The sequence below is a fragment of the Olleya sp. HaHaR_3_96 genome, assembly GCF_019278545.1.
In the GTDB taxonomy this organism is placed as follows: domain Bacteria; phylum Bacteroidota; class Bacteroidia; order Flavobacteriales; family Flavobacteriaceae; genus Olleya.
The window spans coordinates 4,039,186-4,062,606 of record NZ_CP058987.1; the positions used below are offsets into that span (position 1 = coordinate 4,039,186).

The following is a 23,421-nucleotide window of genomic DNA, read 5'->3' on the forward strand; positions in this document are numbered from 1 at the left end:
GAATTAAAAACGCATCTTATTAATAGGTATATTTGTACCTTAAATTATACAACATGAAAAAAATATTAGCCTTACTTATTGTTTTAAATTTTACTGCTTGCGCAGAATTACAGCAAGTTGTTAACCAACTACCTCAAGCAGGAGGCATTAGCGATTTAGATATTGCAGGCGGATTACGAGAAGCTTTAGACTTAGGAATTGACAAACAAGTTGCCAAACTGACTCAAACAGATGGTTTTTTTAAAAACGATTTAGTTAAAATTTTACTTCCAGAAGAATTACAAAAAGTAGACAAAGCATTACGTGACATTGGTTTAAGTAGTTTAGCTGATGAAGGTTTGAAAGTTTTAAACAGAGCTGCGGAAGATGCAGTTGGAGAAGCAACACCTATATTTATTAATGCAGTTAAAGACATTACTTTTACAGATGCTAAAAATATATTATTAGGTCAAAATGATGCGGCAACACAATACCTAACTAGTAAAACGCAAACGGCACTATACGATAAATTTAACCCGGTAATAAAAAACTCTTTTAGTAAAGTTGGTGCTGATCAAATTTGGGCCAATTTAATTACTAAGTACAATTCAATTCCTTTTACTAGTAATGTTAATCCTGACCTAACAGATTACGTGACTGGAGAAGCTTTAAAAGGTGTTTACACTATGATTGCTGTAGAAGAACAAGAAATCAGAACTAAAGTTGGGTCTAGATCTACTGCCTTACTTCAAAAGGTTTTTGCTTTACAGGATTAATTAATTTTAGTAAAGTTAGCATAATATTAAATTAACATTTAAACTAAAATAAATTTTGATATTTGCAATGTAAAATAAGCACTCTTATTTTATTTTACTGAGTTAGTTTAGTTAGTTATCAGAGTCTATTTTTTGTGGTAAAGAATGGGCTCTTTTATTTTTTAGGAATATTTTATTGCCTTTTTCTTTTTTTATTTAAATAAAAAAAGTAATTTAAATACCTGAAAACTAACGATATAACAAAATGAATAACCCAGACCTACTTAAAGCGCATCAAAACAAGTTAAAAAAACGCTACAAGCAACTTGTGGAGCACTCCTACAATTTACGACAAACAGATCATGAGGCTAGTGACGTCTCTGCATTTAAAGCCGTCAAACTTTTAGACAAACTTAACAAGCTTAATTATTTAGCTAGAGAAAGTTCGCAATCGCTCTCTTAAATCTTTAAAATAACTAAACGCATTAATTAATCTTGAGCCATACCAAGAAAAGTATTCGCCATCTACTAAGATGGCTTTTGCTTGATTTGTAATTTCACCAAACATTAAAGTGTGCTCGATTTTAAAAGGGAAAGGCTCGCTGGATAACAAAACCACCTCTAGATTATCTTCTTTTTGTATTTTAGTAATATCTACTTCTGGATACCGATCTTGATTAGCATAAATATTTTCAAGTTTATTTAATTCTAAAAGATGATTAATAAACGTACCATTAGCAGCAACCATCCAAGGGTCTTTCCAGATAAAATAAGCAACTTTTAAAACTGGCTGATCCGTTATATATTGTCGGAAATCTTTTAAATTATTATTAATTTCATCTTTAATATCCTGTGCTTTGTTAGTTACATTAAAGATTTGACCATACTGCATTATCAAATCGATACTCTCTTCAATAGTCATAATATCTGACACATGTACCGGACAAATAATTTGACAAGCAATCACTATAGCTTCCGTATTCTCTTCTTTATTACATAAAATAATATCTGGCTGTAAAGCCTTTATTTTTTCGATATTAATCTGCTTGGTCCCTCCTACAACTTGTTTTTTCTTTTTTAAATGAATGGGATGGACACAAAATTTAGTAAGCCCGACAATGGCATCTTCTAATCCCAGATCATAAAGCAATTCCGTTTGAGAAGGCACTAATGAGACAATTCGGATTGGTGTCGAATCAAACTCTAACAGATTGCCTATTTGGTCCTTAATTTTCATTTAATTATTGCTTTAACTGAATGTGATTTTCATAATGTGTTTTCAAAAAAAACGCTTTGTTGTTCTTTTAATTATAAAAAGAATGACTCCGTTTAATTATCCTAATAATGTGATGCTTAACTAAATTCAGCATGACGTGACGGTTTTGTTTTATCTATGAATTGTAATAGTCGGAATATGACAATCCGTTATGGTAATAATTTAATTGGTATAATAGTAATGATATTGCGATACTGAAACAAGTTCAGCATGACGTTGCGGTTTTGTTTTATCTCTGAATTGTAATAATCTGAATATGACAATCCGTTATGGTAATAATTTACTTGGTATAATAATAATAATAATGTGATACTGAAACAAGTTCAGCATGACGTTACGAAATAACATCATTTTTATATAATAATGTGATGCCGAAATAAGTTCTGCATGACGTTGCGAAATACTATTTATTATTTAAAATAACTTCCATTTGTTGCTGTAAGTCTTCTGCTTTAGTCGCTGCTGCTTGCGCAAAATCTTCGTTATTTGAAGCGTAAATAATACCTCGAGAAGAGTTTATCAATAACCCTACATTTTCACTCATTCCATATTTACACACGTCCTGAAGGTTTCCACCTTGAGCGCCAACACCAGGAACTAATAAAAAACTATTTGGAATAATTTTTCTAATCTCTGCAAAATATTCAGCTTTTGTTGCTCCAACAACGTACATCAAGTTTTCAGAGTTCTCCCAGTTTTTAGACGTTTCTAAAACTTGTTTATATAATTCCTTGCCGTCTACTTGCTTGGTCTGAAAATCAAAAGCACCTTGATTAGATGTTAATGCTAGCATTATAGTATGCTTGTCTTTAAAGGCTAAGAAGGGCTCTACTGAGTCCTTTCCCATATATGGAGCCACAGTTACACTATCAAACGCTAAGTCTTCAAAAAAGGCTTTAGCGTACATTGTACTGGTGTTACCAATATCGCCACGCTTAGCATCTGCTATTGTAAAAATATCCGGATGGTTAGCGTTAAGATAATTAATTGTTTTCTCTAATGCTTTCCAACCTTTTATACCATATGCTTCATAAAACGCTGTGTTAGGTTTATAAGCGACACATAAATGATGTGTTGCATCAATTATGGCTTTATTAAACTCGAAAATAGGATCTTCTGTTTCTAATAAATGTTGTGGAATTTTATTTAAATCGACGTCCAGTCCAATACACAGAAAAGACTTCTTTTTAATAATTTGTGCTGTTAGTTGTTGTGTTGTCATTGTTTAATTTAAATAGTAAGAAATACCAAAAACAGTACTTTCTTTTTCTTTTCTATAATCAAAAGTATACATTTCATATATTTTAGAATCCATAAAATTACCATAGAAACCATTATCTGTTTCTGTAAAAGTTAATTTATCTTCTTCAATACAACTTTTAATACTTTCAAACTCAAATTCTTCTTTCAATAATGAAGTAATCCAAATGATGTTTTCAAAAATCGCTGCTTTATTAGCTTCAAACTCTAGATTTCTATCATATAAAAATTCTGCAGATAATAAAAAATGGTCACAACCTCCTCTTGTGATAGTCAGAAACCAATGGTCATTTAATACTATTTCAGCAGATTTACTATCATCATCCCAAGTATAGCCTTCTAGCTCCTTTATTCCTTTTAAAAAGGCATCTGTTTGTGTGCTTTGATCAAAAATACAGTCTTGATTCTGTCGGTTTTGATTTTCTGATTTTTCAGACTCTATACTCACCGACTGTTTGACATCATTAAGTCTAAGACTACTTAACGTTCTTTCTTTTTTACAAGAGAATAGTAAAACTATAATAAAAACAAAAAAGTGTAGCTTCATGTAAAATAAATTCTGAATTCTGAATTACATTAGAAATAAAAAAAAGCCTCAATGAAGAGGCTTGTTATTAAATATGTTCGTCACTAGCTTTCAGTTTTTCTGTATTGTCTGCTAGTTGTAATTCGTCAATAATTTTTTGGATATCTCCATTTACAATATTCTGTAAATCATAAAGCGTTAGCCCTATTCTGTGATCAGTAACACGTCCTTGAGAATAGTTATACGTTCTAATCTTAGCACTTCTATCTCCAGAGGTTACCATCGTACCACGTAAAGCGGCATCTTCTTCATTCTTTTTAGCCAGCTCCATGTCATATAAACGCGAACGTAATACTTTAAAAGCTTTTTCTTTGTTTTTATGCTGCGATTTTTGATCTTGACATTGCGCTACTAATCCTGTCGGAATGTGCGTTAAACGTACTGCAGAATACGTTGTGTTTACAGATTGACCACCTGGACCTGAAGAACAGAAAAAATCTACTCTTACTTCTTTTGGGTTAATCTCTACATCAAACTCTTCAGCTTCCGGAAACACCATTACAGTAGCAGCACTTGTATGCACACGACCTTGTGTTTCTGTTTGCGGTACACGTTGTACACGATGCACACCAGCTTCAAACTTTAAAGTTCCATAAACATCGTTACCAGTAACTTCAAATTGGATTTCTTTAAACCCTCCATTTGTACCTTCACTATAATCTACCGTATCTACTTTCCATCCTCTAGCTTCACAGTATTTACTGTACATTCTAAATAAATCTCCAGCAAAAATACTAGCTTCATCTCCTCCCGCTCCTGCACGTAACTCGACAACAGCATTCTTAGAATCTTCAGGATCTTTAGGGATTAAAAGTACACGTATATCATCTTCTAATTTAGGGATTGCCTCTTTAGCTTCGTCATATTGCATTTTAGCCATTTCGACCATTTCAGCATCACTCCCATCAGCAATAATTTCTTCCGCTTCTTTTAGATTTTGAGTAAACTCAAGATATACCTCTCGCTTATCCATTAAAAGGCGTAAATCTTTATATTCTTTATTTAGCGCGACGTAACGTTTTTGATCAGTAATAACATCAGGTTGGATAATTAAATCACTAACCTCATCAAAACGTTGCTTTACTATTTGTAACTTCTCTAACATCTTCTTCTTAAAATTGTGAAACAAAAATACGATAATTTATGAATTTGCAATACTTTATAGTAGTTTGCTTACAATTAAAATATTAGCGTGTTTTTAACGTTAAATCTATATGCTAAACCAATTATTCGCTATACTCTATTACTATAGAACCTTCGCTTTATGGTCCTTTGCTATTAATATTTTGCTATTAATTACGGGTAACTTCTACATAATAGTCGCACTTATTACAAAATTATTTTTAGTCATTTTACTCCATTATTTGGTTATTGAAACGGATGCCAAGCAAAAACTAACCTTTTACAAGAACTTAGGACTCTCTGATTTAAAATTATTTGGTATCTTATACTTTATAGATGCGCTAGTAACTATTGTTTTTTTTATTATAATAAACCAATTTAGATAACCAAATTTTGATTTTTGAAATTGATAATGTAGAACTTTACTTTAAAAACAAACGTATATTAAATGGTATTTACCTCAAGGCTGAAACAGGTAAAGTAACAAGTCTACTTGGTAGTAATGGCTCTGGAAAAAGCTGTTTATTAAACATTGCTTTTGGCACGCTTAACGCGAAATACAGCCACATCCGATTGGACAGTAAACCTGTATTAAAACCATTATATCTTACAAAAACTGCTGCTTTTTTACCACAATATAATTTTACTCCAAATCAAGCAAAAGTTAACGCCTTATTTTTACTATTTGATATTAGTTGGACAACCTTTATTGCGGACTATCCTGAATTTAAAATACACAAAAACAATACAATAAATAAATTATCAGGAGGAGAACGACGTGTTATCGAAATCTATTTAATACTAAAAAAGAACGCTGAAATTATTTTATTAGACGAACCCTTTAATGGCGTTGCTCCTTTGTATATTAAAAAAATACAGACCCTAATTATAGAAGAGAAACAACACAAAGCTATTATATTAACAGACCACAGATACGCAAAAGTTATTGCCGTTTCTGACACGATATATTTGATAAAAAATGGCTGTTCTAAATTGATCGACAATATAACCGAATTGGAAGATTATAGTTACTTAAGTAATGGGAGTTTATAATGTACTCATTTTTTCTTCACCCTCCTCTTCAGAAAAAAACAGGTAATTTCCTAAATGCATAAAACCAATAAAGTATAACATTCTTTCGAAATAGAAAAACTCACGAACTACAATAAAATGACCTATAAACCAGCACAAATCTGTAAAAACGAATAAAAAAGTAAAGATTATAAAATTAACGGCTTTTTGGGAGTCATTACAAAAATAATATTTTGCTGCTAATGCGGCTGTTATAACACAGACGACCCAGTAAATTTGTATTGAAATTAATTGACTTGCATCTACTGCTACTGTTATATCGGTGACTGACTTATAACCGATTAAAATATTCATCAAGACAACAATTACGAACAATATCTTTAGGTTTCTTCCTAATTTTTGACGTCTAATTCTACTATAAAGAAATAAACTTAATATGGAGAACGCTATTACTTTGACTATCGCATACAGCTCTATCATATAAGGTTCCTTATAAAATAAATCAACACTATCTGCGATAATTAACAATCCAATTATGGTAATTATTAATTTATCTTTAATTTTAAAAATAGAAAATAGCACTAAAAACAAAAGACTTGTTACCAACCTAACTATTTGGCTGTACAAAAAATCCACAAAAAATATTGAGGCTATATTTATTATAACCACTATAAGAGTAAATACTTTTAGTGTCCGTTTTGTTTTCAATAATTGCATTCATTTTTAAAAATCTACGACTACCCCAATCCCAAGTAACTGTTTCCATTGTACAGTAGCACCTCTTTCTACATACTCGTCTTCAACTTCAGTCTCTTCTACAATTTTAATATCATTATCATATCTTAAATGAGAACCTAATGTTGCTTTTACAAAATCATTGACTTTGAAGTCAAACATAATCTCCCAATCCAAATCTATATTTCCAAAACTATTAAGGTAATCTGTATACAGACTTATTCTGTTTTTGATGTAAATATTTTCTAAAACTTCGGTTTCATAAGAGTTAGTTACTAATATACCCATTTCTGTCCGTATAGTTTCACCATCTTTAATTTTATTTCCTAGCGCATCATATGTTGCTGGATCAACCCCAAAGGAACCTTTATCGGCTAATTCATTATCTAAAACAAATGTGGATTTAAAAGTCAAAGGAGACATGTAAAAGGATAACTTCTCAATGTTCTTTCCATATTCTACTCCACCTCCAACAAATAAATAACCTGGAGCCATAAATCTAGAAATTGAATTGTCTCTATCTGGATAGTTATAACCATTAGAATATTGGGTTTTAAAGTTGAACCGTCCTGAATAATACCAATTAGTAATGGTATCTTTTCTAAAACCAATAGTAGAAATAAGCTCAAGCTCATCTTCCGTCTTTCTTAACTTTTGACTTTCTTGCTTATTAACACCGTAGCGTGTTCTTACCTCGCTAAACCAAATTAAATTATTCTTTTTATAACGCAAACTTGAATTAATAGCTAATAATGCAGAAATTGAATTTGCTCCACCCGCATTCCAATTCACAAAGGTTACTTCGTTAAGATCAACCCCAATCTTATTTTTTTGTTTCCATAAAATGGTATCAACAACTTTTACTTCAGTTTCTGGTTGTGCCATTACACTTTGCACACAACACATAAAGCACATTATAAAAATGTATCTCATATTTAAAAAAATTAGTTTCGTAATTAATACACAAACGTTCCGTACGGGCTTTCTATTGTCAGCTTTTTAGAATCAGATGCTTCTACACGACCAATAATCTGAGCATTAACATTATAAGATTTAGATATTGAGATAATTTCTTCTGCTTTTTCTGGAGAGACGTATAGTTCCATTCTATGACCACAGTTAAACACTTGGTACATCTCTTTCCAATCCGTTTTAGATTGCTCTTGAATTAATTTAAATAAAGGTGGAATTGGAAATAAATTATCTTTTACAATATGAAGATTATCAATAAAATGAAGAATTTTAGTTTGTGCGCCTCCACTACAATGTACCATCCCATGGATATCTTTACTGGTAAACTTAGATAAAATATCCTTTATAATTGGCGCATAAGTCCGTGTTGGTGATAATACTAATTGCCCTGCATCTATTGGAGACCCCGCAACACTATCCGTTAATTTTACTTGTCCAGAATACACTAAATCTTCTGGTACAGAGGCATCAAAACTTTCTGGATATTTTTTAGCTAAATAATTATCAAATACATCATGTCGTGCAGAAGTTAGTCCATTACTACCCATCCCTCCATTATAACTTTTCTCGTAAGTGGCTTGACCAAAACTTTCCAAACCAACAATAACATCTCCTGCTTTAATATTAGCATTATCTATAACATCACTACGTTTTATTCTAGCAGTTACTGTCGAGTCTACAATAATAGTTCTTACTAAATCTCCAACATCAGCTGTTTCTCCTCCTGTACTATGGATTGTAACACCAAAACCTTTAAGGTCTTCAATTAATTCTTCAGTTCCATTTATAATAGCAGAAAGAACTTCACCTGGAATACGGTTTTTGTTTCTTCCAATAGTTGAAGACAACATAATATTATCCGTTGCTCCAACGCATAACAAGTCGTCAATATTCATTATTAATGCATCTTGAGCAATCCCTTTCCAAACAGAGACATCTCCAGTTTCTTTCCAATACATATAGGCTAAAGACGATTTTGTACCCGCCCCATCCGCATGCATAATCAAGCAATAGTCTTGATCATTAGTTAGATAATCTGGTACAATTTTACAGAATGCTTTAGGAAACAACCCTTTATCTATGTTTTTTATCGCATTATGCACATCTTCTTTTGATGCAGATACACCTCTTTGACTGTAACGTTTTGAAATTTCTGAGCTCATTATGTTGTGTTAAGCAACAAAGATATTTATAAATAAAAAGCACACAAATAATATGTGTGCTTTTATACTTTTAATTACGACCAAATTGTTAATTACTTCCAATCAGGCATTTTACCATCATTAACAAGTAGTGTTCTCGTTTCTTCTAAATCTAAACTCATTTTATAAATATTGTTCTGAGAGATACCGTCATTAGACGTATTTACAAAAATTACATCTGCTTCGTTCGGCGCAAAACGCACGTCTAAATCGTTAGTCCCTGCTTGCTTTGATGTTGATAAATCTTGTGACATAGCTGTAGCAATTGTATAAATAAACATGTGCGTATTGAGTTGCCTGTATTCTGTATTTTGATTTCCAGAAACATCATAGGTATACAACAACTTTAAACCATCAAAACTATAATCTAATCCTCCTGCAGCTCCGTTTACATTCTGCAAGACATAATCCTGAATCACACCTGTAGCATTAATAGTATAAATCTCCACATTATAACCTACCGCATTATTTGTTTTAACTACCATACTTTGTGTACTTTGATTCCAGTCTACTTCCGTAATAAAATTACCATTAAGTGTTTGATGTAGTTGTACTACACCAGAACCATCTGTATTAATTTGGTATAACTTATCAAAATTAGAATATACAAACGCTGTGTTATTACTTTTCCACTCAAAATCTAATTCCTCTAAGTTAGACCCATTTACGGCAATATTATTTGTTACCTGAGTAATGTTACTACCATCAAGATCCATAGTGTAAATATGTGTTTGTCCGCCATTAGATCTTAAAAATGCTAATTTATCAAGACCTGTTGCTTTTCTTGGTCTCCAACTATTACTACTTAATGATGTTAGTTGATATTCGTTACCCTCACTATCAACTGAAAAAATAACATTGTTCTCATTTATTTTTCTAGTAAAAAACACTCTATTAGCAGGAAACCCAATTGTTGTAAAATTAAATGTTTCACTTAAAACCAAAGCGTTAATATTATCAGAAGCTGAAACTTGCCAGAAATATTTAGTATTGTAATCCAATCCAGAAACCGTTAAGGTTGTATCTATTACATCTGTATATATTAAAACATCAGAATTGTGATCGTTTAAAATTTGAACTTCGTATACCAAATCATCTTCTTCAGGATCAAAACCCTCCCAAACTAGGTCTAAACTTAAATATTGATTTATAGCATCATTAACTGGGCTATTCAATATTGGCGTGTTGGGTGCATCATTATTCGCCGTCTCAACATCTAACTCAAAAATTACGTTAACTTCATTATCTTCAACAACCGTTATAGATTCAAATTTAGATAAATACCCATCTTTCTGAGCTTCTATTGAATAGGTCCCTACTGAAGCTGTATTAATTACAAAATCACCAGAAGCATTTGTAAAAACTATACTAGTACTTGGACTTGTTGATATTTTTGTATTTTCTAAAGGTTCGTTTTCTCCTTTAGACACTACCTTACCTGTAATTACACCTGCACCACTAAGCGACACTTTATCTTCACTACAACTTATTAACACCGTTAACATGAAGAATAAACTTATATATTTTGAAGTTATTTTCATCTGTTTCAATTATTTAAATGTTAAATTAAAATTTAACAGAATGTTTAATTATTATTTTTAAGTAAACGTTTTGCTTTATTTTTTTCTTGCATTTGCCTACGATTTTCTTTCTTCAAGAGTTTTAATTCTGCTTTTTCAAGTTTTTTTAACTTTTTACGTTTATTAAATTTAGTATCTGGTTTAGATAAGTAAAAATTTATTCCTATTCCAAAACGATAAAACATATCATCTATTTTACCAGAAACAACACCATCAATTTCGTCTGAAAACACAAGATTATGCTCTCCATATAGATACACTCCTAAATTATCTTTTATCAAATACTCTAACCCAAAACCAACTTGTAATTTAGGATCTATAGTTTTAAAATAATTAGAAGCATTTGTACCTACACCTCCAAAAAGGTAAGGTGTAAAATTGTCGTATGGTAAAACTTTATACTCTATATTTAAATCAAAAGACATAAACCCCTCATTAATAAGCTCTTTATTTTCTAAATTATATTTATTATAAGTAAACCCTAAGTCTAGGTATGGATTTAAGGTCCGTTTAAATCCTATTTTACTATTAAATTCGGGTTGAGGATTAGGCAAATCCCCATTAATAAGAGCCCCTCCTAAGGCTGTAGAAACAACATAATCTCCTCTTCTTTCTGTTAGAAAACGCTCGTATAATTCTGTGGAAATCGCTTCATCCTTTTCTGCATCAAAATCTTGAATAAGCTTAACTGTAGACTCTTCACTTAATCTAGGCAACCATATTTTATCTTTGATCCCTTCAACAATTAAATTTTCGACTGCTTTCTCAATAGCTTCCTTCATTGCTAATTGTACTGGCTCATTTTTCGTGAAACCTATTTCCGTTTCAAGTAATCGCTGATATTTAACATACTTAAATAGGGTTGCAGATACGGCTTGAGACAAAATAGTTTTTGAGATATAAACTGTTTTTAAAATTTTACCTGTCGACGTAGACACTGCTCTTAAATACACCGTAATTCGATCTTGTCTATACTGAGTAGAACTTCCAATACCCAAATATCTTGCACCTGCTCCTCCTGTAATAATATTTGTATCATAAGATATAACGCCACCTTCCAACAGCACACCTGCATACAGAAGCGCAGGTAACGTAGGTTCGTTTGGATTTTTATTTTTCCGATACTCGTCTCTTGTTGATCTAATTATATTTCTTTCGTTAAGTAAATTTCCTAAGTTTTCTCTTTCTATTACAGTAAACCATTTAGAATCCTCCAAAGCTTTAATTAACATCGTTGTCCCTCCTTGAGATACCGCCGTACTAAAAGTGCTCCCATTTTCAACTGCTTTATACTGACCAGTTTGGTCTTTAAAATTATAAACACCTGCGACTACCGGTTCTTGAGGCAATGGAAACTCTTTTAACCTATTAGTCACAGGACTTGTTTCTCCAATCCTTGCTCTTTCCCGCTCATATGGTTGATTAAAAAAGGCACCACAACTGGTTAGTAATAAAAATAACACAACTCCAAAAGCAGGTCTATAATTTAACATGATCTTTGGTTAAGGGATTAATTAGGAATTATAATTTGTGTCTGTTCTCCTGTATCTACATCTAGAATATTAACAACTAAACCTTCTGCAGAATCATAAATCTCAAGAGCTAAACTTCCAAAACTAAAACTACCTTCCTGCAGCTCGTCTCCTAATTGTGTTTGAAAAAGAGATCTTGATAATTGACTTAATATTTGCCTATTTAAATTTTCACCAAAAGCTTCAAGCGAACTTTCATCATTACCTTCACTAGCGTTAGGGTCTGTAAAAGAATTTTGCGCATTAGCAGAACTTAATAACCATTGATAGTTAAATGTCTCTCCTCCAAATGCAGGATTAATTGGTTGATAGGATAACTGCTGACCAATACAAAAGTATCCTGTAAAAAATAATAGCAGTACAAGTCGTTTTTTCATGATAAAAATAATTAATAGCGTTTAATTGTTTTTGATTCTTTTTCCTGTCTTTTAAAATGCTTATAAACACGCACTATAGCGTAATCGTTCATCTTAGTTAAATACTCTGTACTTGGTCTTACAAAAAACGAAAACACCTCATCATCACCGACTATTACTTCTATTTTTGTATTCCTGCCTAGTGCTAAAATCTCTTTAATAGTAACAACTTTATTTCCGTTTATATTATTTTGCGAATACAACGCATAAAACAGCTTATAAAAGTCCCTTCCTGGTTTCGTTTTTGTATCCTCTACAACAATTCCATTTAATTCAAGACCATCTTTTACGGCAACACTCACATCTTTAGAGTTTTCCTGCGCTTGACGTAATTGCTGTTCTCGTTTTTTCTTTTTCTCTAATCTATCATTAGAATCATCATTAAAAACAATGCGATCTTGACCTATTATATTATGATCTAAATCATAAATTAAAAGCACACATATTTTCTTATCCGCTTTATTTAAATTAAATGTGATAGAATACAAATCGACCTTCTGATTAGCCAATAATATAAATCTTTCATGTTTCTCGTCTTCTATCGTATTTGCGTCTTCTTCTTTATTAAAAACGACTAGTTTATAAATTAAACTTTTTGTGATTTCTGTTTTATTAAAAGCAGTTCCCTTAATACTTGTAAAATCATTTTGTTGATCTATCTGTATTTTAGCCTCAACCTCATTATTAATACTCTGTTCTGATACTTTTACGGAAAACTCATTAATTTTATCTGCTATATCTTTTCTAACCTCTAGACTGTTTTGTTTTTCATCATGCAATACAACTCTGTCTTTACCAATAAGGATCTTATCAGAATCGTACACTAAAAGTAGAATTATAAGTTTTGATTTTTTATCAAAATTAATTGACAACGTAGACAAGTCTTTTTGTTGGTCAGAACTGATATCAAACGAACCACTTTGTTGATTTTTTGACTTATTATTGTTTTGATCTGTTTTAAATACAGACAACTTATAACTTAAATTTTTATTCCCTTTAGTTTTATTAATTGCAATTCCTTTAATCGTAATGTGTTCGTTATCTTGATTGATATGAAGCTTAGCTTCTACTTCCATATTATACACTTGGGAATACACCCCGATTGTAAACAGAAACATAACAACTGATATTGTTATTGATTTTATAGAAAACAAAGACATATAATAAGTCTTAAAAATTTCTAATAATTATAGATTGGCCCTGCCCTTGCATAGAAATTTTTATTTTTTCGGATAAAGTATTAGTCCCAAACATGGTTAAATTCTGATTATCACCCGTTTGATTAATTGTCGCATTTCTAACATCAGATTTAAATGGACTATAATCTAGAAAAGCGTTATTATCCCCATGTTGTATAACGGTTTCATTTATTTTTTTACTGTTTAAATCTAAAACAGCAAGATTCTCATCTCCATTTTGCACAATAACAATAGTACTTTCTAAAGATTTTGAATTACTAATTAAATCATTATCATCTCCTATTTGTGCAATAAAAATAGACTTATTGGTCGTCGATAAGTTTATTGTAGTAGCACCTTGATTTAATAAGAAATTTTCTTGAGAAGACTGTGTTTCAAAACCTGAGATATGATTTTTTGCATCTGTAGTTTCAAATGTTTGAGCTGTAGCTAGGTTGTTTGTAATTAGTATTGAAACAGCTATTAAAAGTTTAAATATAGTTTTCATAGTCTTATGTTTTATTAGAGATATTAAACAAGTAATGATTAATATCGATCTGTTATAAAAAGTATAAGAGCAAATTAATGCTCTTATACCTTATAATTATTTTAATAAAATAATCTATTCTATAATAGCTTAAACTTAGTTACTTTGTGTAACAGTAGACGTGTTACCATTTCCAATTTGATCGACATCACTTGTATGAGTAGTACCTGTTTGTGTAACAATACTATTATTAGCATTACCATCTTGAAAAACATCACTAGTATGTGAGAATCCAGCTTGAGTTACATTACTAATATTACCCATTCCATTTTGTGTAACTGTTGATAAGTGTAAGTCTCCGGATTGTGCAACTGTACTTGTATTAGCATCTCCTGTTTGAGCAACAATTGACGTATTATCATTACCAGCTTGTGCTACAGAAGAACCATTAGAGTTACCTAGTTGATCTACGTCAGACGAGTTATTATCTCCATTTTGAGCCACTGAACTGTTGTTCAAGTTTCCTACTTGGTCCACATCAGAATCATTTAAATCTCCTACTTGAGCCACAAAAGACCCATTATTATTACCAATTTGAGAAACATAAGATTCGTTATCATTTCCTGTTTGAATTTGAGAAGAACCATTTGCATTTCCTATTTGATCAGTAGTCGATAGATTAGAGTTTCCTGTTTGAAAAACAGCACTACTGTTAAAAAAACCATCTTGATTAACATTAGAATCGTTCAAGTTACCATCTTGATCGACGTCAGAAGTGTTATTCCCACCGTCTTGCGACACATAAGATGTATTATCGTCACCAATTTGGTCTACATCACTTGTATTGTAATTTCCAGGATATCCTTGAAAAACATCAGAATCGTTATTATTACCATCCTGCTTAACATAACTGTCATTAAAATTTCCCCATTGGTCAACATTAGAATTGTTATTGTCACCATCCTGATCTACGACACTAACATTATCATCCCCTGCAAACCCCTGTAATACATCAGAAATATTATCATTTCCATCTTGATCAACACTGGAGTCGTTTCTATCACCACCTTGGTCAACATCAGAAATATTAGAATCTCCATCTTGCCAAACATAGGATACATTATCGTCTCCTTGCTGATTTACAGTACTAATATGATTATCTCCATTGTATCCTTGATATACATCTGAGTCATTATTGTTTCCATTTTGAATAACCTCATTATCATTGAAGTCACCCCATTGGTCTACATAAGAATCATTAGCAGTACCGTCTTGATCGATTGAAGATACATTGTCATCTCCGTCTTGCCAAACAAAAGAATCATTAGCAGTACCATCTTGCTCCACCACACTGTTGTTACGGTTTCTTAATGGACCATAACCACTTGCTTGTCTAACTTCAGATAAGTTTGAAGTTCCGTCTTGATCTACAGAAGAATCATTATCATCACCAACTTGATCCACATCGGAATCATTTGTTAGTCCTACTTGACTAACTGCTGAAGTGTTGTTGTTTCCTACTGAATTTACTGAACTGTTGTTCGATTGTGCAAACATCATTGTTCCACACATTAGCGCAGCTGCGCTGAAAAATACTTTTTTCATGTTTAAATATATATTGATTAATAGCACTTCAAAGGTATAGAATTTATAAGTTTACAAAATTTGAATCCCCAAAAAAATCACTCGTTTTAACTATATATTCGTTAACATTTCAATTTTAAACGTTGAAACGCAAAGTCAAATAAGTTTTTTCTTACAATATTTTCACCTTAAAAACCAGAGCTAACTCACTGAAACACTTAAACATACGTAGAACTACGTAGAAAAATCCAGGGTAAAAAGCGCAAATACCAACATACTAGAGCCCTTTTTCTGTAACTAAAATCAGAAAAAGACCTTCACTTATAAATCTTATATAAAAAAACTAATCTATTTCAGTTTCGACTTAATTTAATACTTGGACTATAATGCCCTAATAATGATTCCACAATTAAAAATATGAAGCATTAACACAAACCAATCCCCGAGCAAAAGAGCACATCAAATTAAAGTTTAAAACAAAAAAAAGCCCCAACTTAATGAGGCTAATTTCTTAATTTATCAGATTACTTTGTAAACAACAACTCTCGATACTTAGTTAAAGGCCACAACTCGTCATCAACTAACAATTCTAATTTATCGCAATGGTATCTAATATCTTCAAACAATGGTTTTACCTTACTACAATAGGCTAACGCTTTCTTTTCTATATCCTCGTTCTTATTCGATTTTTTACGTGCCTCAGTCATTTTAGTAACATCAACGTTAATCGATTCTATATGGGTAGAAATTTCTTCAATTAGATTTAATTGTTCTTTCGCATATTTTTTAAAATCACTACCAAAAATCTCTTTTAGTCCTTTTACATTTTTTATTAAAACATTTTGATACTTAACAGCTGTCGGAATAATATGATTACGTGCTATATCCCCTAAAACACGACTCTCTATTTGTATCCTAAGGACATAATCCTCCATTTCAATCTCATAGCGTGCTTCAGATTCAATTTTATTCATCACCCCCAAACCTTCAAAAAGATCCAATGTTTTTTTAGAGATTTTTGCTTTTAATGCTTCAGGCGTTGTCTTATTATTGCTCAACCCTCTTTTCTTAGCTTCTTTCTCCCAAGCCTCTCCATAACCATTACCTTCAAATAAAATATTTTTAGATTTTTTAATATATTCTCTAAGAACATTAAAGATGGCATCATCTTTTTTCATATCCTTTTTATCTATCAAAGCATCTACCTCAACTTTAAAATCAATTAATTGTTTAGCAACAATACTATTTAGCACTGTCATTGGATTAGCGCAGTTAGCAGTAGACCCCACCGCTCTAAACTCAAATTTATTTCCTGTAAAAGCAAAAGGAGACGTTCTATTACGATCTGTATTATCCAATAGTACATCTGGAATTTTACCAACAACATTAAGTTTTAAATCTGTTTTTTCTTCTGGAGACAACTTACCATCTGTCACATTCTCCAATTCATTTAAAGTCTTAGTTAATTGCTGTCCTATAAACACCGAAATAATTGCAGGGGGTGCCTCATTTGCTCCTAATCGATGATCATTACTAGCAGACGCTATTGCAGCACGTAACAACTCCTCATTATCATTGACCGCTTTTATGGTATTTATAAAAAAGGTCAAAAACTGCAAATTACTCATTGGTGTTTTTCCTGGACCTAATAAATTAACCCCTGTATCCGTACTTAAACTCCAGTTATTATGTTTCCCAGAACCATTGACTCCTGCAAAAGGTTTTTCATGAAATAATACTTTAAAATTATGCCTATCGGAAATCTTATCCATCACATCCATTAATAAGGAGTTATGATCCACTGCTAAATTAGCTTCGTCATAAATCGGCGCTAATTCAAACTGGTTAGGCGCTACCTCGTTATGCCTAGTTTTTACCGGTATACCCAATAGCATACATTCGGTTTCCAAATCTCGCATAAACGCCATCGCTCTATTTGGTATAGTCCCAAAATAGTGATCATCCAATTGCTGTCCTTTTGCAGGCGAATGCCCTAGCAACGTGCGACCTGTCTGAACAATATCAGGTCTAGACATAGCTAAATCGCGATCTATTAAAAAATACTCCTGCTCCCAACCTAGTGATGCGTTTACTTTTTTAACGTTTTTATCAAAATATTTACATACTGCTACAGCCGCACTATCTACTGCTTGCAATGCTCTTAACAAAGGTGTTTTATAATCTAAAGCCTCTCCTGTATAAGACACAAAAACAGTTGGAATACACAATGTTGTTCCGTAAATAAATGCTGGCGATGTAGGATCCCAAGCAGTATAACCACGTGCTTCAAATGTATTTCGTATTCCGCCATTAGGGAAACTAGAAGCATCAGGCTCTTGTTGCACCAATTGCCCTCCTCCAAATCTTTCTATAGCCAATCCAGCACCAATAGTTTCAAAAAAAGCATCGTGTTTTTCTGCTGTCGCCCCTGTCAATGGTTGAAACCAATGCGTATAATGCGTTGCTCCTTTTGAGATAGCCCATTCCTTCATTCCTGTAGAAATATGATCTGCCACAATTCTGTCAATCTTTTTACCTAATTGTATGGCATCTCTAACACTTTCAAAACCTTCTTTTGTTAAATACTGACGCATGGTCGATTCATTAAAAACATGATTTCCAAAAATTTCAGAACGACGTTGTTTTTCTTCAATAACAATCGGTTTACGTTTTAAGGATTCTTTTATGGCATGAAATCTTAATGTTGACATATCTTCTTTTTAATTAAATTATTTTGCGAAATTACAAAAATAGACACTAACAAAATATGATACCCTAAAAAAAACAGGGTTATTAACATGCTTTTAATAAATATTTGATTTATACCCTTCTTTTTTTATGGGTAAAATCATTTTTACTTTATATTTGCTATAACATATAACTAAAAAAGAATTTTTTATCATGAGTAAATCTAAATTAGAATATATCTGGCTGGATGGGTATTTCCCAACACAAAATATGAGAAGTAAAACTAAAGTTGAAAATGATTTTAGTGGAAAACTAGAAGACTGTCCGGTTTGGTCTTTTGACGGTTCTTCTACAAAACAAGCTTCAGGAGGTGCTTCTGACTGTTTATTAAAACCTGTTGCTATTTATCCAGATCCTGCAAGAAGAGATGGCTATTTAGTAATGACTGAGGTTTTAAATGCTGATGGTACACCACACGTATCTAACGGTAGAGCTACTATTGAAGATGAAGATAATGATTTCTGGTTTGGTTTTGAACAAGAGTATTTTATCATGGATACTAAAACACAAAAACCTTTAGGATTTCCTATTGGTGGATACCCTGCGCCACAAGGGATGTACTACTGCTCAGTTGGTGGTTTACATACTCATGGTAGAGCATTAGTCGAAGAGCATGCTGATTTATGTATTGACGCTGGTTTAAATTTTGAAGGAATCAACCAAGAGGTTGCTTCTGGACAATGGGAATACCAATTATTTGCACAAGGCGCTAAAAAAGCAGGAGACGAAATTTGGGTATCAAGATACCTTTTAGATAGATTAACAGAACAGTACGGTTATTATATAGAGTACCACCCAAAACCATTAGGAAAAGATATGGATTGGAATGGTTCTGGAATGCATGCTAATTTTTCTAACACGGTTTTAAGAACATGTGGATCTCAAGAAACATACGAGAAAATTTGCGAAGCTTTTAGACCAGTAGTTAAAGAACACATTGCGGTTTACGGAGAGTTTAACGACCAACGTTTAACTGGTGATCACGAAACAGCATCTATCCATGACTTTAGTTATGGTATTTCTGATAGAGGAGCATCAATTCGTATTCCAATTATCACAGTAGAGAAAGGATGGAAAGGTTGGTTAGAAGACCGTCGTCCAGCATCAAATGGTGATCCATACAAAATAGCAGGTCGTATTATTAAGACAGTAAAATCTGCTAATATTAGCTAATAGCTGATCACTAGTTAAATCCAATAAAAAACGCTTTCTATAAATTAGAAAGCGTTTTTTTTATGCTCGATTAGTTTTTATTATCCTTTAAAAACTAAAAAGATAAACGTACCGTACAACGCTACTAAAGCAAAACCTTTATACTTATTTATTTCATTACGCTTTGGTAACAATCCCAACACTAACACTAGTGCTGCAAAAATTAACATCCAAAAAATATCTCTCGATAATATTAGAGACTCTGTTACAGGAATAGTCTTAATCATTGAGGTTAATCCTAAAACAGACCCTATATTAAAAATATTAGACCCAATTAAATTCCCTAAAGAAATAGCTTTCTCTTTTTTAGCAGCAGCAATAACAGATGCAGCCAATTCCGGCACACTTGTACCAATAGCAATCATCGTTACACCAATAACAGCCTCACTAACCCCTAAGCTAGTCGCTATTGACGTTGCTCCTTTAACCAACCACTCACTACCAAAATATAATGCTGCAGCACCAATTAACAACCAAATTCCGATTTTAAAATTAGAAACAACAGCTAACGCATCATCCACCTCCTCTAAATCTTCAGTAGATTTTTGACTTCTTATTAAGTATATTATAAACACAATTAAACTAACAAATAAAACCAAACCTTCAAGTGCCGTTAATTGGTTATCGTTCCATAAAAAATAATATAACGCTATAGAAAACAACATCATAACAGGCCATGTTAATCTATAAAAGGATTTATCTACACCAATAGCTCCAACGATAGCAGTAATCCCCAATACCAAGCCTATATTAGCTATATTAGATCCTACTACATTATTAATAGCAATAGCAGGAGACCCTTTTAAGGCTGCTTGTAAACTGACTAATAACTCTGGTGCAGATGTCGCAAAAGACACCACCGTCATACCTATTACTATTTTAGAAATATTTAGCTTAAAGGATAAAGCCACAGAAGATCGCACTAAAAACTCTCCACCTACTACTAATAATATAAACCCTAAAATAAGATATGCTACACTCATAAAAAATATATTTTTTGCGAAGATACATTTTGAAATCCTAAATAAGAATTAGCGCCTCTGTTTTTTACGTTATCATGGAATGCTTTTTATCCAAAACTAAAAAAACAGTTAAAAAACTAAAAAAATAGTTATATAACTGTTTTTTTAGTTATGTTTGTTTCAGACAATTAATAACACTTTGATTATGCAGAAATTAACCAATAAAGAAGAAGAAATAATGCACATTTTATGGAAGCTTGAAAACGCTTTTGTAAAAGATGTGATGGCAGCAATCAAAGAAGACAAACCACACTACAACACATTATCGACAATGATTAGAAATCTTGTCGAAAAAGGATACGTTAGCTATATGGCTTTTGGAAAGACTCATCGTTATTACCCTATCATAGCCAAAGAAGACTATCGCAATAAATTTATGAATACTGCCATAGACAATTACTTTAACAGTTCTTACAAAAATGTAGTGTCGTTTTTTGCTAAAGAAGAGAAAATAAGCGTTGACGAGCTAAAAGAGATTATTCGTTTAATAGAAAACCAAGACTAACCATGGACTACTTTTTAAAAGCTTCGGCAATTATCATACTATTTTACGCGTGTTACAAGTTGTTTTTACAACGTGACACTTTTTTTCAAGCCAATCGTTGGTTTCTTCTAATAGGTTTGTTTGCTTCCATCCTACTACCTTTAATTATTATTCCTATTTATATAGAATACACACCAACACCAGTACAATTCTTTGAAACTACAATAGCCACAAATCAACAAACCACAGAACAATCTAGCTTTGATTATTGGCAACTACTACCTTTTCTATATGCAACAGGAGCACTATTTGTTTTAACACAAGTGACACTTCAATTTATATCATTACACCGACTATTAAAAAATGAGAAAAAAACAAAAAAAGATCAGTTCATCTATATTGAAACTGATACCAAAATTGCGCCATTTTCATTTTTTAATCGTATAGTTTTTAATAGCAATCAGTTTACCAAGTCGGAACTGCAACATATTATAGCACACGAAAAAGTACATGCTACACAATTACACTCCATAGACATCTTGGTAATCCAAATAGCAAGCATCTTATTTTGGTTTAACCCTTGTGTTTGGCTCTACAAAAAAGCATTACAACAAAATCTCGAATTTATAGCAGACCATGAGGCGCAAAACAAGATAAAATGCGCAAAAAGCTATCAGACTGTATTATTAAAAGCTAGTTTAACTACAAATCAATTAGCTATTACCAATAATTTTTATCAATCATTAATCAAAAAACGAATCGTTATGTTACAAAAATCAAAATCAAAAACAAGAAATCAACTTAAGTTGACCATTGTGCTACCCTTTTTAGCACTATTCTTAATGAGTTTTAATACAGAAGAAGTTTATATCGCTAAAGCGGAAACTATGCAGGACGCAACAGGATCTAATCTTTTTACAATAACTTCAAACTCTACAGATCAAGACATTGAAGCTATTAAAAACCAGCTAGAAGCGCAAACAGATGGTTTGAATATTAAGTTTTCTAATTTAAAAAGAAATCTAGAAGGTAAAATCACAAAACTTTCAATTGAAACAAAATCAAAAAGCTCAAACAAGTTTAATCACAATGCAACTTATGGAAACGACTTAAAAATCCCTGTTTCTAATATTCATTTAAAAATTGAAAATGGAGTATTAGTTTTTGAAAACCAAAATCAAGAAGTAGTAATGCACGCAACAGACAAAAGTGTTATTACTGACAAAACAATCACAAAACAAGATAGCGTTTCACACACTGAAAATACCATTATCAATTCTCAAACAAAAGCTACTAAAGACTTAGCAAACAAACTACTTATTACAGAAGAAGGAGATAAACCATTGTATGTTATAGACGGTAAAATAACAGAAGACAAACTAGATATAGAGCCAGAAAATATAGCATCAATTTTCGTACTCAAGGGAGATATGGCTACAAAAAAATATGGATCTAAAGGAAAATATGGCGTTATTGAAATTACCACAAAACAAAAACATGCTATTACTTCAAATAAAGAAGAGATAATTATCACACAAGATAGCAATGGAAATTTAGTAAAAAACGGTATTATCTACTCTCCTATCAACAATAATACTCCAATACTAAATAAAAACATCACAGTAACAGACACGCTACGGTTTAAAACAAAAAACAACGGGAAACCGCTTGTTTTTATAGACAGTCAAAAATCAAACGAACAAGAGTTATCAAATTTAAAACCTGAAAACATCAAATCTATGAGTGTCTTAAAAGACGAAAAAGCAATAAAAGCTTATGGTGAAGAAGGAAAAAATGGCATTATATTAATTACGACTAAACAAAACAACAAAACCACTTCAATTACAAAAAAAGAATCTAATAAAAAAAGTGGTCCTTGGAAAATATCAAATCCAGAAGTTATTAGCCTTACTTACATAGGCGACGAAGATGCCACTAAAAATGGTAGTACTTATTTTATTAGCATGATAACACCAAAAGAAATTTTAGAACAACACAAAAGATCTTTACAAACTCAAGGTATAGAGTTAAAATACTTAACTATTAATCGCAATAACAAAGATAAAATCACTAAACTTAAATTATCTGTGGAAGATAAAAAAGGTAAAAAATCTAAAGTCACTTATCAAGCAAACAAAGGAATTAGTACTGTAAAAATTAGTCTAGATGGAGTTGGAAATATTGATATTACTTCGGAATAAATAAGCTATAAAAAAAAGACCTTCAATTGAAGGTCTTTTTTTTTAATGTTTAATACAC

Annotated in this window: 21 protein-coding genes; 6 read left to right on the forward strand and 15 right to left on the reverse strand. The window is 31.8% G+C overall.

Going from position 1 to position 23,421, the window contains the following annotated elements; genetic code table 11:
• Nucleotides 1-53 precede the first annotated feature (53 nt).
• Both H0I26_RS17870 and H0I26_RS17875 read left to right on the forward strand, forming a co-directional pair.
• The gene (locus tag H0I26_RS17870; RefSeq protein ID WP_101020025.1) at nucleotides 54-755 is read left to right on the forward strand and encodes a DUF4197 domain-containing protein; all 702 of its coding nucleotides are present in this window, start codon (nucleotides 54-56) and stop codon (nucleotides 753-755) included.
• A gap of 244 nt (nucleotides 756-999) precedes the next feature.
• Entirely contained in the window at nucleotides 1,000-1,197 is a 198-nt protein-coding gene (locus tag H0I26_RS17875; RefSeq protein WP_101020027.1) for a Lacal_2735 family protein, read from the forward strand.
• Here H0I26_RS17875 and H0I26_RS17880 read toward each other — a convergent pair.
• The 4 genes from H0I26_RS17880 to prfA all read right to left on the reverse strand — a co-directional run bounded on the left by H0I26_RS17880 (nucleotide 1,165) and on the right by prfA (nucleotide 4,961).
• Nucleotides 1,165-1,971, reverse strand: a complete 807-nt coding sequence (locus H0I26_RS17880) for an ABC transporter substrate-binding protein (RefSeq protein ID WP_218700252.1) — start codon at nucleotides 1,969-1,971, stop codon at nucleotides 1,165-1,167. The genes H0I26_RS17875 and H0I26_RS17880 overlap by 33 nt on opposite strands.
• A 442-nt stretch (nucleotides 1,972-2,413) precedes the next feature.
• The gene (pyrF, locus tag H0I26_RS17885) at nucleotides 2,414-3,232 is read right to left on the reverse strand and encodes an orotidine-5'-phosphate decarboxylase (protein WP_218700253.1); all 819 of its coding nucleotides are present in this window, start codon (nucleotides 3,230-3,232) and stop codon (nucleotides 2,414-2,416) included.
• A 3-nt stretch (nucleotides 3,233-3,235) separates the two neighbouring features.
• A complete protein-coding gene (locus tag H0I26_RS17890; protein WP_218700254.1) occupies nucleotides 3,236-3,817 on the reverse strand; it encodes a hypothetical protein in 582 nt (193 codons plus the stop codon).
• A gap of 67 nt (nucleotides 3,818-3,884) precedes the next feature.
• Nucleotides 3,885-4,961, reverse strand: a complete 1,077-nt coding sequence (prfA, locus tag H0I26_RS17895) for a peptide chain release factor 1 (protein ID WP_101020037.1) — start codon at nucleotides 4,959-4,961, stop codon at nucleotides 3,885-3,887.
• Between the two features lie 410 nt (nucleotides 4,962-5,371).
• On the opposite strand from prfA, the gene H0I26_RS17900 reads away from it, so the two are divergent.
• On the forward strand, nucleotides 5,372-6,031 hold the full coding sequence (locus H0I26_RS17900; RefSeq protein WP_218700255.1) for an ABC transporter ATP-binding protein: 660 nt from the start codon (nucleotides 5,372-5,374) through the stop codon (nucleotides 6,029-6,031).
• Here H0I26_RS17900 and H0I26_RS17905 read toward each other — a convergent pair.
• The 10 genes from H0I26_RS17905 to H0I26_RS17950 all read right to left on the reverse strand — a co-directional run bounded on the left by H0I26_RS17905 (nucleotide 6,026) and on the right by H0I26_RS17950 (nucleotide 18,407).
• Nucleotides 6,026-6,364 (reverse strand): hypothetical protein, encoded by a 339-nt coding sequence (locus tag H0I26_RS17905; protein ID WP_218700256.1) that lies wholly within the window; start codon nucleotides 6,362-6,364, stop codon nucleotides 6,026-6,028. The genes H0I26_RS17900 and H0I26_RS17905 overlap by 6 nt on opposite strands.
• Nucleotides 6,365-6,733: 369 nt before the next feature.
• A complete protein-coding gene (locus tag H0I26_RS17910) occupies nucleotides 6,734-7,678 on the reverse strand; it encodes a DUF3078 domain-containing protein (RefSeq protein ID WP_218700257.1) in 945 nt (314 codons plus the stop codon).
• Nucleotides 7,679-7,701: 23 nt separating this feature from the next.
• The gene (locus H0I26_RS17915; protein ID WP_218700258.1) at nucleotides 7,702-8,880 is read right to left on the reverse strand and encodes an AIR synthase related protein; all 1,179 of its coding nucleotides are present in this window, start codon (nucleotides 8,878-8,880) and stop codon (nucleotides 7,702-7,704) included.
• Nucleotides 8,881-8,972: 92 nt separating this feature from the next.
• A complete protein-coding gene (locus H0I26_RS17920) occupies nucleotides 8,973-10,460 on the reverse strand; it encodes a carboxypeptidase regulatory-like domain-containing protein (RefSeq protein WP_218700259.1) in 1,488 nt (495 codons plus the stop codon).
• A 44-nt stretch (nucleotides 10,461-10,504) separates the two neighbouring features.
• Nucleotides 10,505-11,992, reverse strand: a complete 1,488-nt coding sequence (locus tag H0I26_RS17925) for a CsgG/HfaB family protein (RefSeq protein WP_218700260.1) — start codon at nucleotides 11,990-11,992, stop codon at nucleotides 10,505-10,507.
• Between the two features lie 17 nt (nucleotides 11,993-12,009).
• Nucleotides 12,010-12,408 carry a curli production assembly/transport component CsgF gene (locus tag H0I26_RS17930; protein WP_218700261.1) on the reverse strand — a complete coding sequence of 133 codons (399 nt, stop codon included), beginning with the start codon at nucleotides 12,406-12,408 and terminating at the stop codon, nucleotides 12,010-12,012.
• Between the two features lie 11 nt (nucleotides 12,409-12,419).
• Entirely contained in the window at nucleotides 12,420-13,565 is a 1,146-nt protein-coding gene (locus H0I26_RS17935; protein WP_218700262.1) for a curli production assembly/transport protein CsgE, read from the reverse strand.
• Between the two features lie 52 nt (nucleotides 13,566-13,617).
• Nucleotides 13,618-14,133, reverse strand: coding sequence for a hypothetical protein (locus H0I26_RS17940; protein WP_218700263.1), 516 nt, complete (start codon nucleotides 14,131-14,133; stop codon nucleotides 13,618-13,620).
• Between the two features lie 135 nt (nucleotides 14,134-14,268).
• Entirely contained in the window at nucleotides 14,269-15,717 is a 1,449-nt protein-coding gene (locus tag H0I26_RS17945; RefSeq protein ID WP_218700264.1) for a hypothetical protein, read from the reverse strand.
• Nucleotides 15,718-16,220: 503 nt separating this feature from the next.
• Nucleotides 16,221-18,407 (reverse strand): glutamine synthetase III, encoded by a 2,187-nt coding sequence (locus H0I26_RS17950; RefSeq protein ID WP_218700265.1) that lies wholly within the window; start codon nucleotides 18,405-18,407, stop codon nucleotides 16,221-16,223.
• A gap of 190 nt (nucleotides 18,408-18,597) precedes the next feature.
• Here H0I26_RS17950 and H0I26_RS17955 point away from each other — a divergent pair, with 190 nt between their 5' ends.
• Nucleotides 18,598-19,617 (forward strand): glutamine synthetase beta-grasp domain-containing protein, encoded by a 1,020-nt coding sequence (locus H0I26_RS17955; protein ID WP_101020056.1) that lies wholly within the window; start codon nucleotides 18,598-18,600, stop codon nucleotides 19,615-19,617.
• Between the two features lie 80 nt (nucleotides 19,618-19,697).
• Here the strand turns inward: H0I26_RS17955 and H0I26_RS17960 are convergent, their stop codons facing one another.
• Nucleotides 19,698-20,639, reverse strand: coding sequence for a calcium/sodium antiporter (locus tag H0I26_RS17960; protein ID WP_218700266.1), 942 nt, complete (start codon nucleotides 20,637-20,639; stop codon nucleotides 19,698-19,700).
• Between the two features lie 184 nt (nucleotides 20,640-20,823).
• Here H0I26_RS17960 and H0I26_RS17965 point away from each other — a divergent pair, with 184 nt between their 5' ends.
• A complete protein-coding gene (locus H0I26_RS17965; protein WP_218700267.1) occupies nucleotides 20,824-21,183 on the forward strand; it encodes a BlaI/MecI/CopY family transcriptional regulator in 360 nt (119 codons plus the stop codon).
• Between the two features lie 2 nt (nucleotides 21,184-21,185).
• Nucleotides 21,186-23,363 (forward strand): M56 family metallopeptidase, encoded by a 2,178-nt coding sequence (locus H0I26_RS17970; protein ID WP_218700268.1) that lies wholly within the window; start codon nucleotides 21,186-21,188, stop codon nucleotides 23,361-23,363.
• The last annotated feature ends 58 nt before the right edge of the window (nucleotides 23,364-23,421 follow it).

Coding starts and splice junctions, on each gene's coding strand:
- H0I26_RS17965 (WP_218700267.1), top strand. CDS start 20,824: ATGCAGAAATTAACCAATAAAGAAGAAGAAATAATGCACATTTTATGG.
- H0I26_RS17915 (WP_218700258.1), bottom strand. CDS start 8,880: ATGAGCTCAGAAATTTCAAAACGTTACAGTCAAAGAGGTGTATCTGCA.
- H0I26_RS17920 (WP_218700259.1), bottom strand. CDS start 10,460: ATGAAAATAACTTCAAAATATATAAGTTTATTCTTCATGTTAACGGTG.
- H0I26_RS17940 (WP_218700263.1), bottom strand. CDS start 14,133: ATGAAAACTATATTTAAACTTTTAATAGCTGTTTCAATACTAATTACA.
- H0I26_RS17970 (WP_218700268.1), top strand. CDS start 21,186: ATGGACTACTTTTTAAAAGCTTCGGCAATTATCATACTATTTTACGCG.
- H0I26_RS17890 (WP_218700254.1), bottom strand. CDS start 3,817: ATGAAGCTACACTTTTTTGTTTTTATTATAGTTTTACTATTCTCTTGT.
- H0I26_RS17950 (WP_218700265.1), bottom strand. CDS start 18,407: ATGTCAACATTAAGATTTCATGCCATAAAAGAATCCTTAAAACGTAAA.
- H0I26_RS17870 (WP_101020025.1), top strand. CDS start 54: ATGAAAAAAATATTAGCCTTACTTATTGTTTTAAATTTTACTGCTTGC.
- H0I26_RS17930 (WP_218700261.1), bottom strand. CDS start 12,408: ATGAAAAAACGACTTGTACTGCTATTATTTTTTACAGGATACTTTTGT.
- H0I26_RS17925 (WP_218700260.1), bottom strand. CDS start 11,992: ATGTTAAATTATAGACCTGCTTTTGGAGTTGTGTTATTTTTATTACTA.
- H0I26_RS17910 (WP_218700257.1), bottom strand. CDS start 7,678: ATGAGATACATTTTTATAATGTGCTTTATGTGTTGTGTGCAAAGTGTA.
- H0I26_RS17905 (WP_218700256.1), bottom strand. CDS start 6,364: ATGAATATTTTAATCGGTTATAAGTCAGTCACCGATATAACAGTAGCA.
- H0I26_RS17880 (WP_218700252.1), bottom strand. CDS start 1,971: ATGAAAATTAAGGACCAAATAGGCAATCTGTTAGAGTTTGATTCGACA.
- H0I26_RS17935 (WP_218700262.1), bottom strand. CDS start 13,565: ATGTTTCTGTTTACAATCGGGGTGTATTCCCAAGTGTATAATATGGAA.
- H0I26_RS17875 (WP_101020027.1), top strand. CDS start 1,000: ATGAATAACCCAGACCTACTTAAAGCGCATCAAAACAAGTTAAAAAAA.
- H0I26_RS17960 (WP_218700266.1), bottom strand. CDS start 20,639: ATGAGTGTAGCATATCTTATTTTAGGGTTTATATTATTAGTAGTAGGT.
- H0I26_RS17955 (WP_101020056.1), top strand. CDS start 18,598: ATGAGTAAATCTAAATTAGAATATATCTGGCTGGATGGGTATTTCCCA.
- prfA (WP_101020037.1), bottom strand. CDS start 4,961: ATGTTAGAGAAGTTACAAATAGTAAAGCAACGTTTTGATGAGGTTAGT.
- H0I26_RS17945 (WP_218700264.1), bottom strand. CDS start 15,717: ATGAAAAAAGTATTTTTCAGCGCAGCTGCGCTAATGTGTGGAACAATG.
- pyrF (WP_218700253.1), bottom strand. CDS start 3,232: ATGACAACACAACAACTAACAGCACAAATTATTAAAAAGAAGTCTTTT.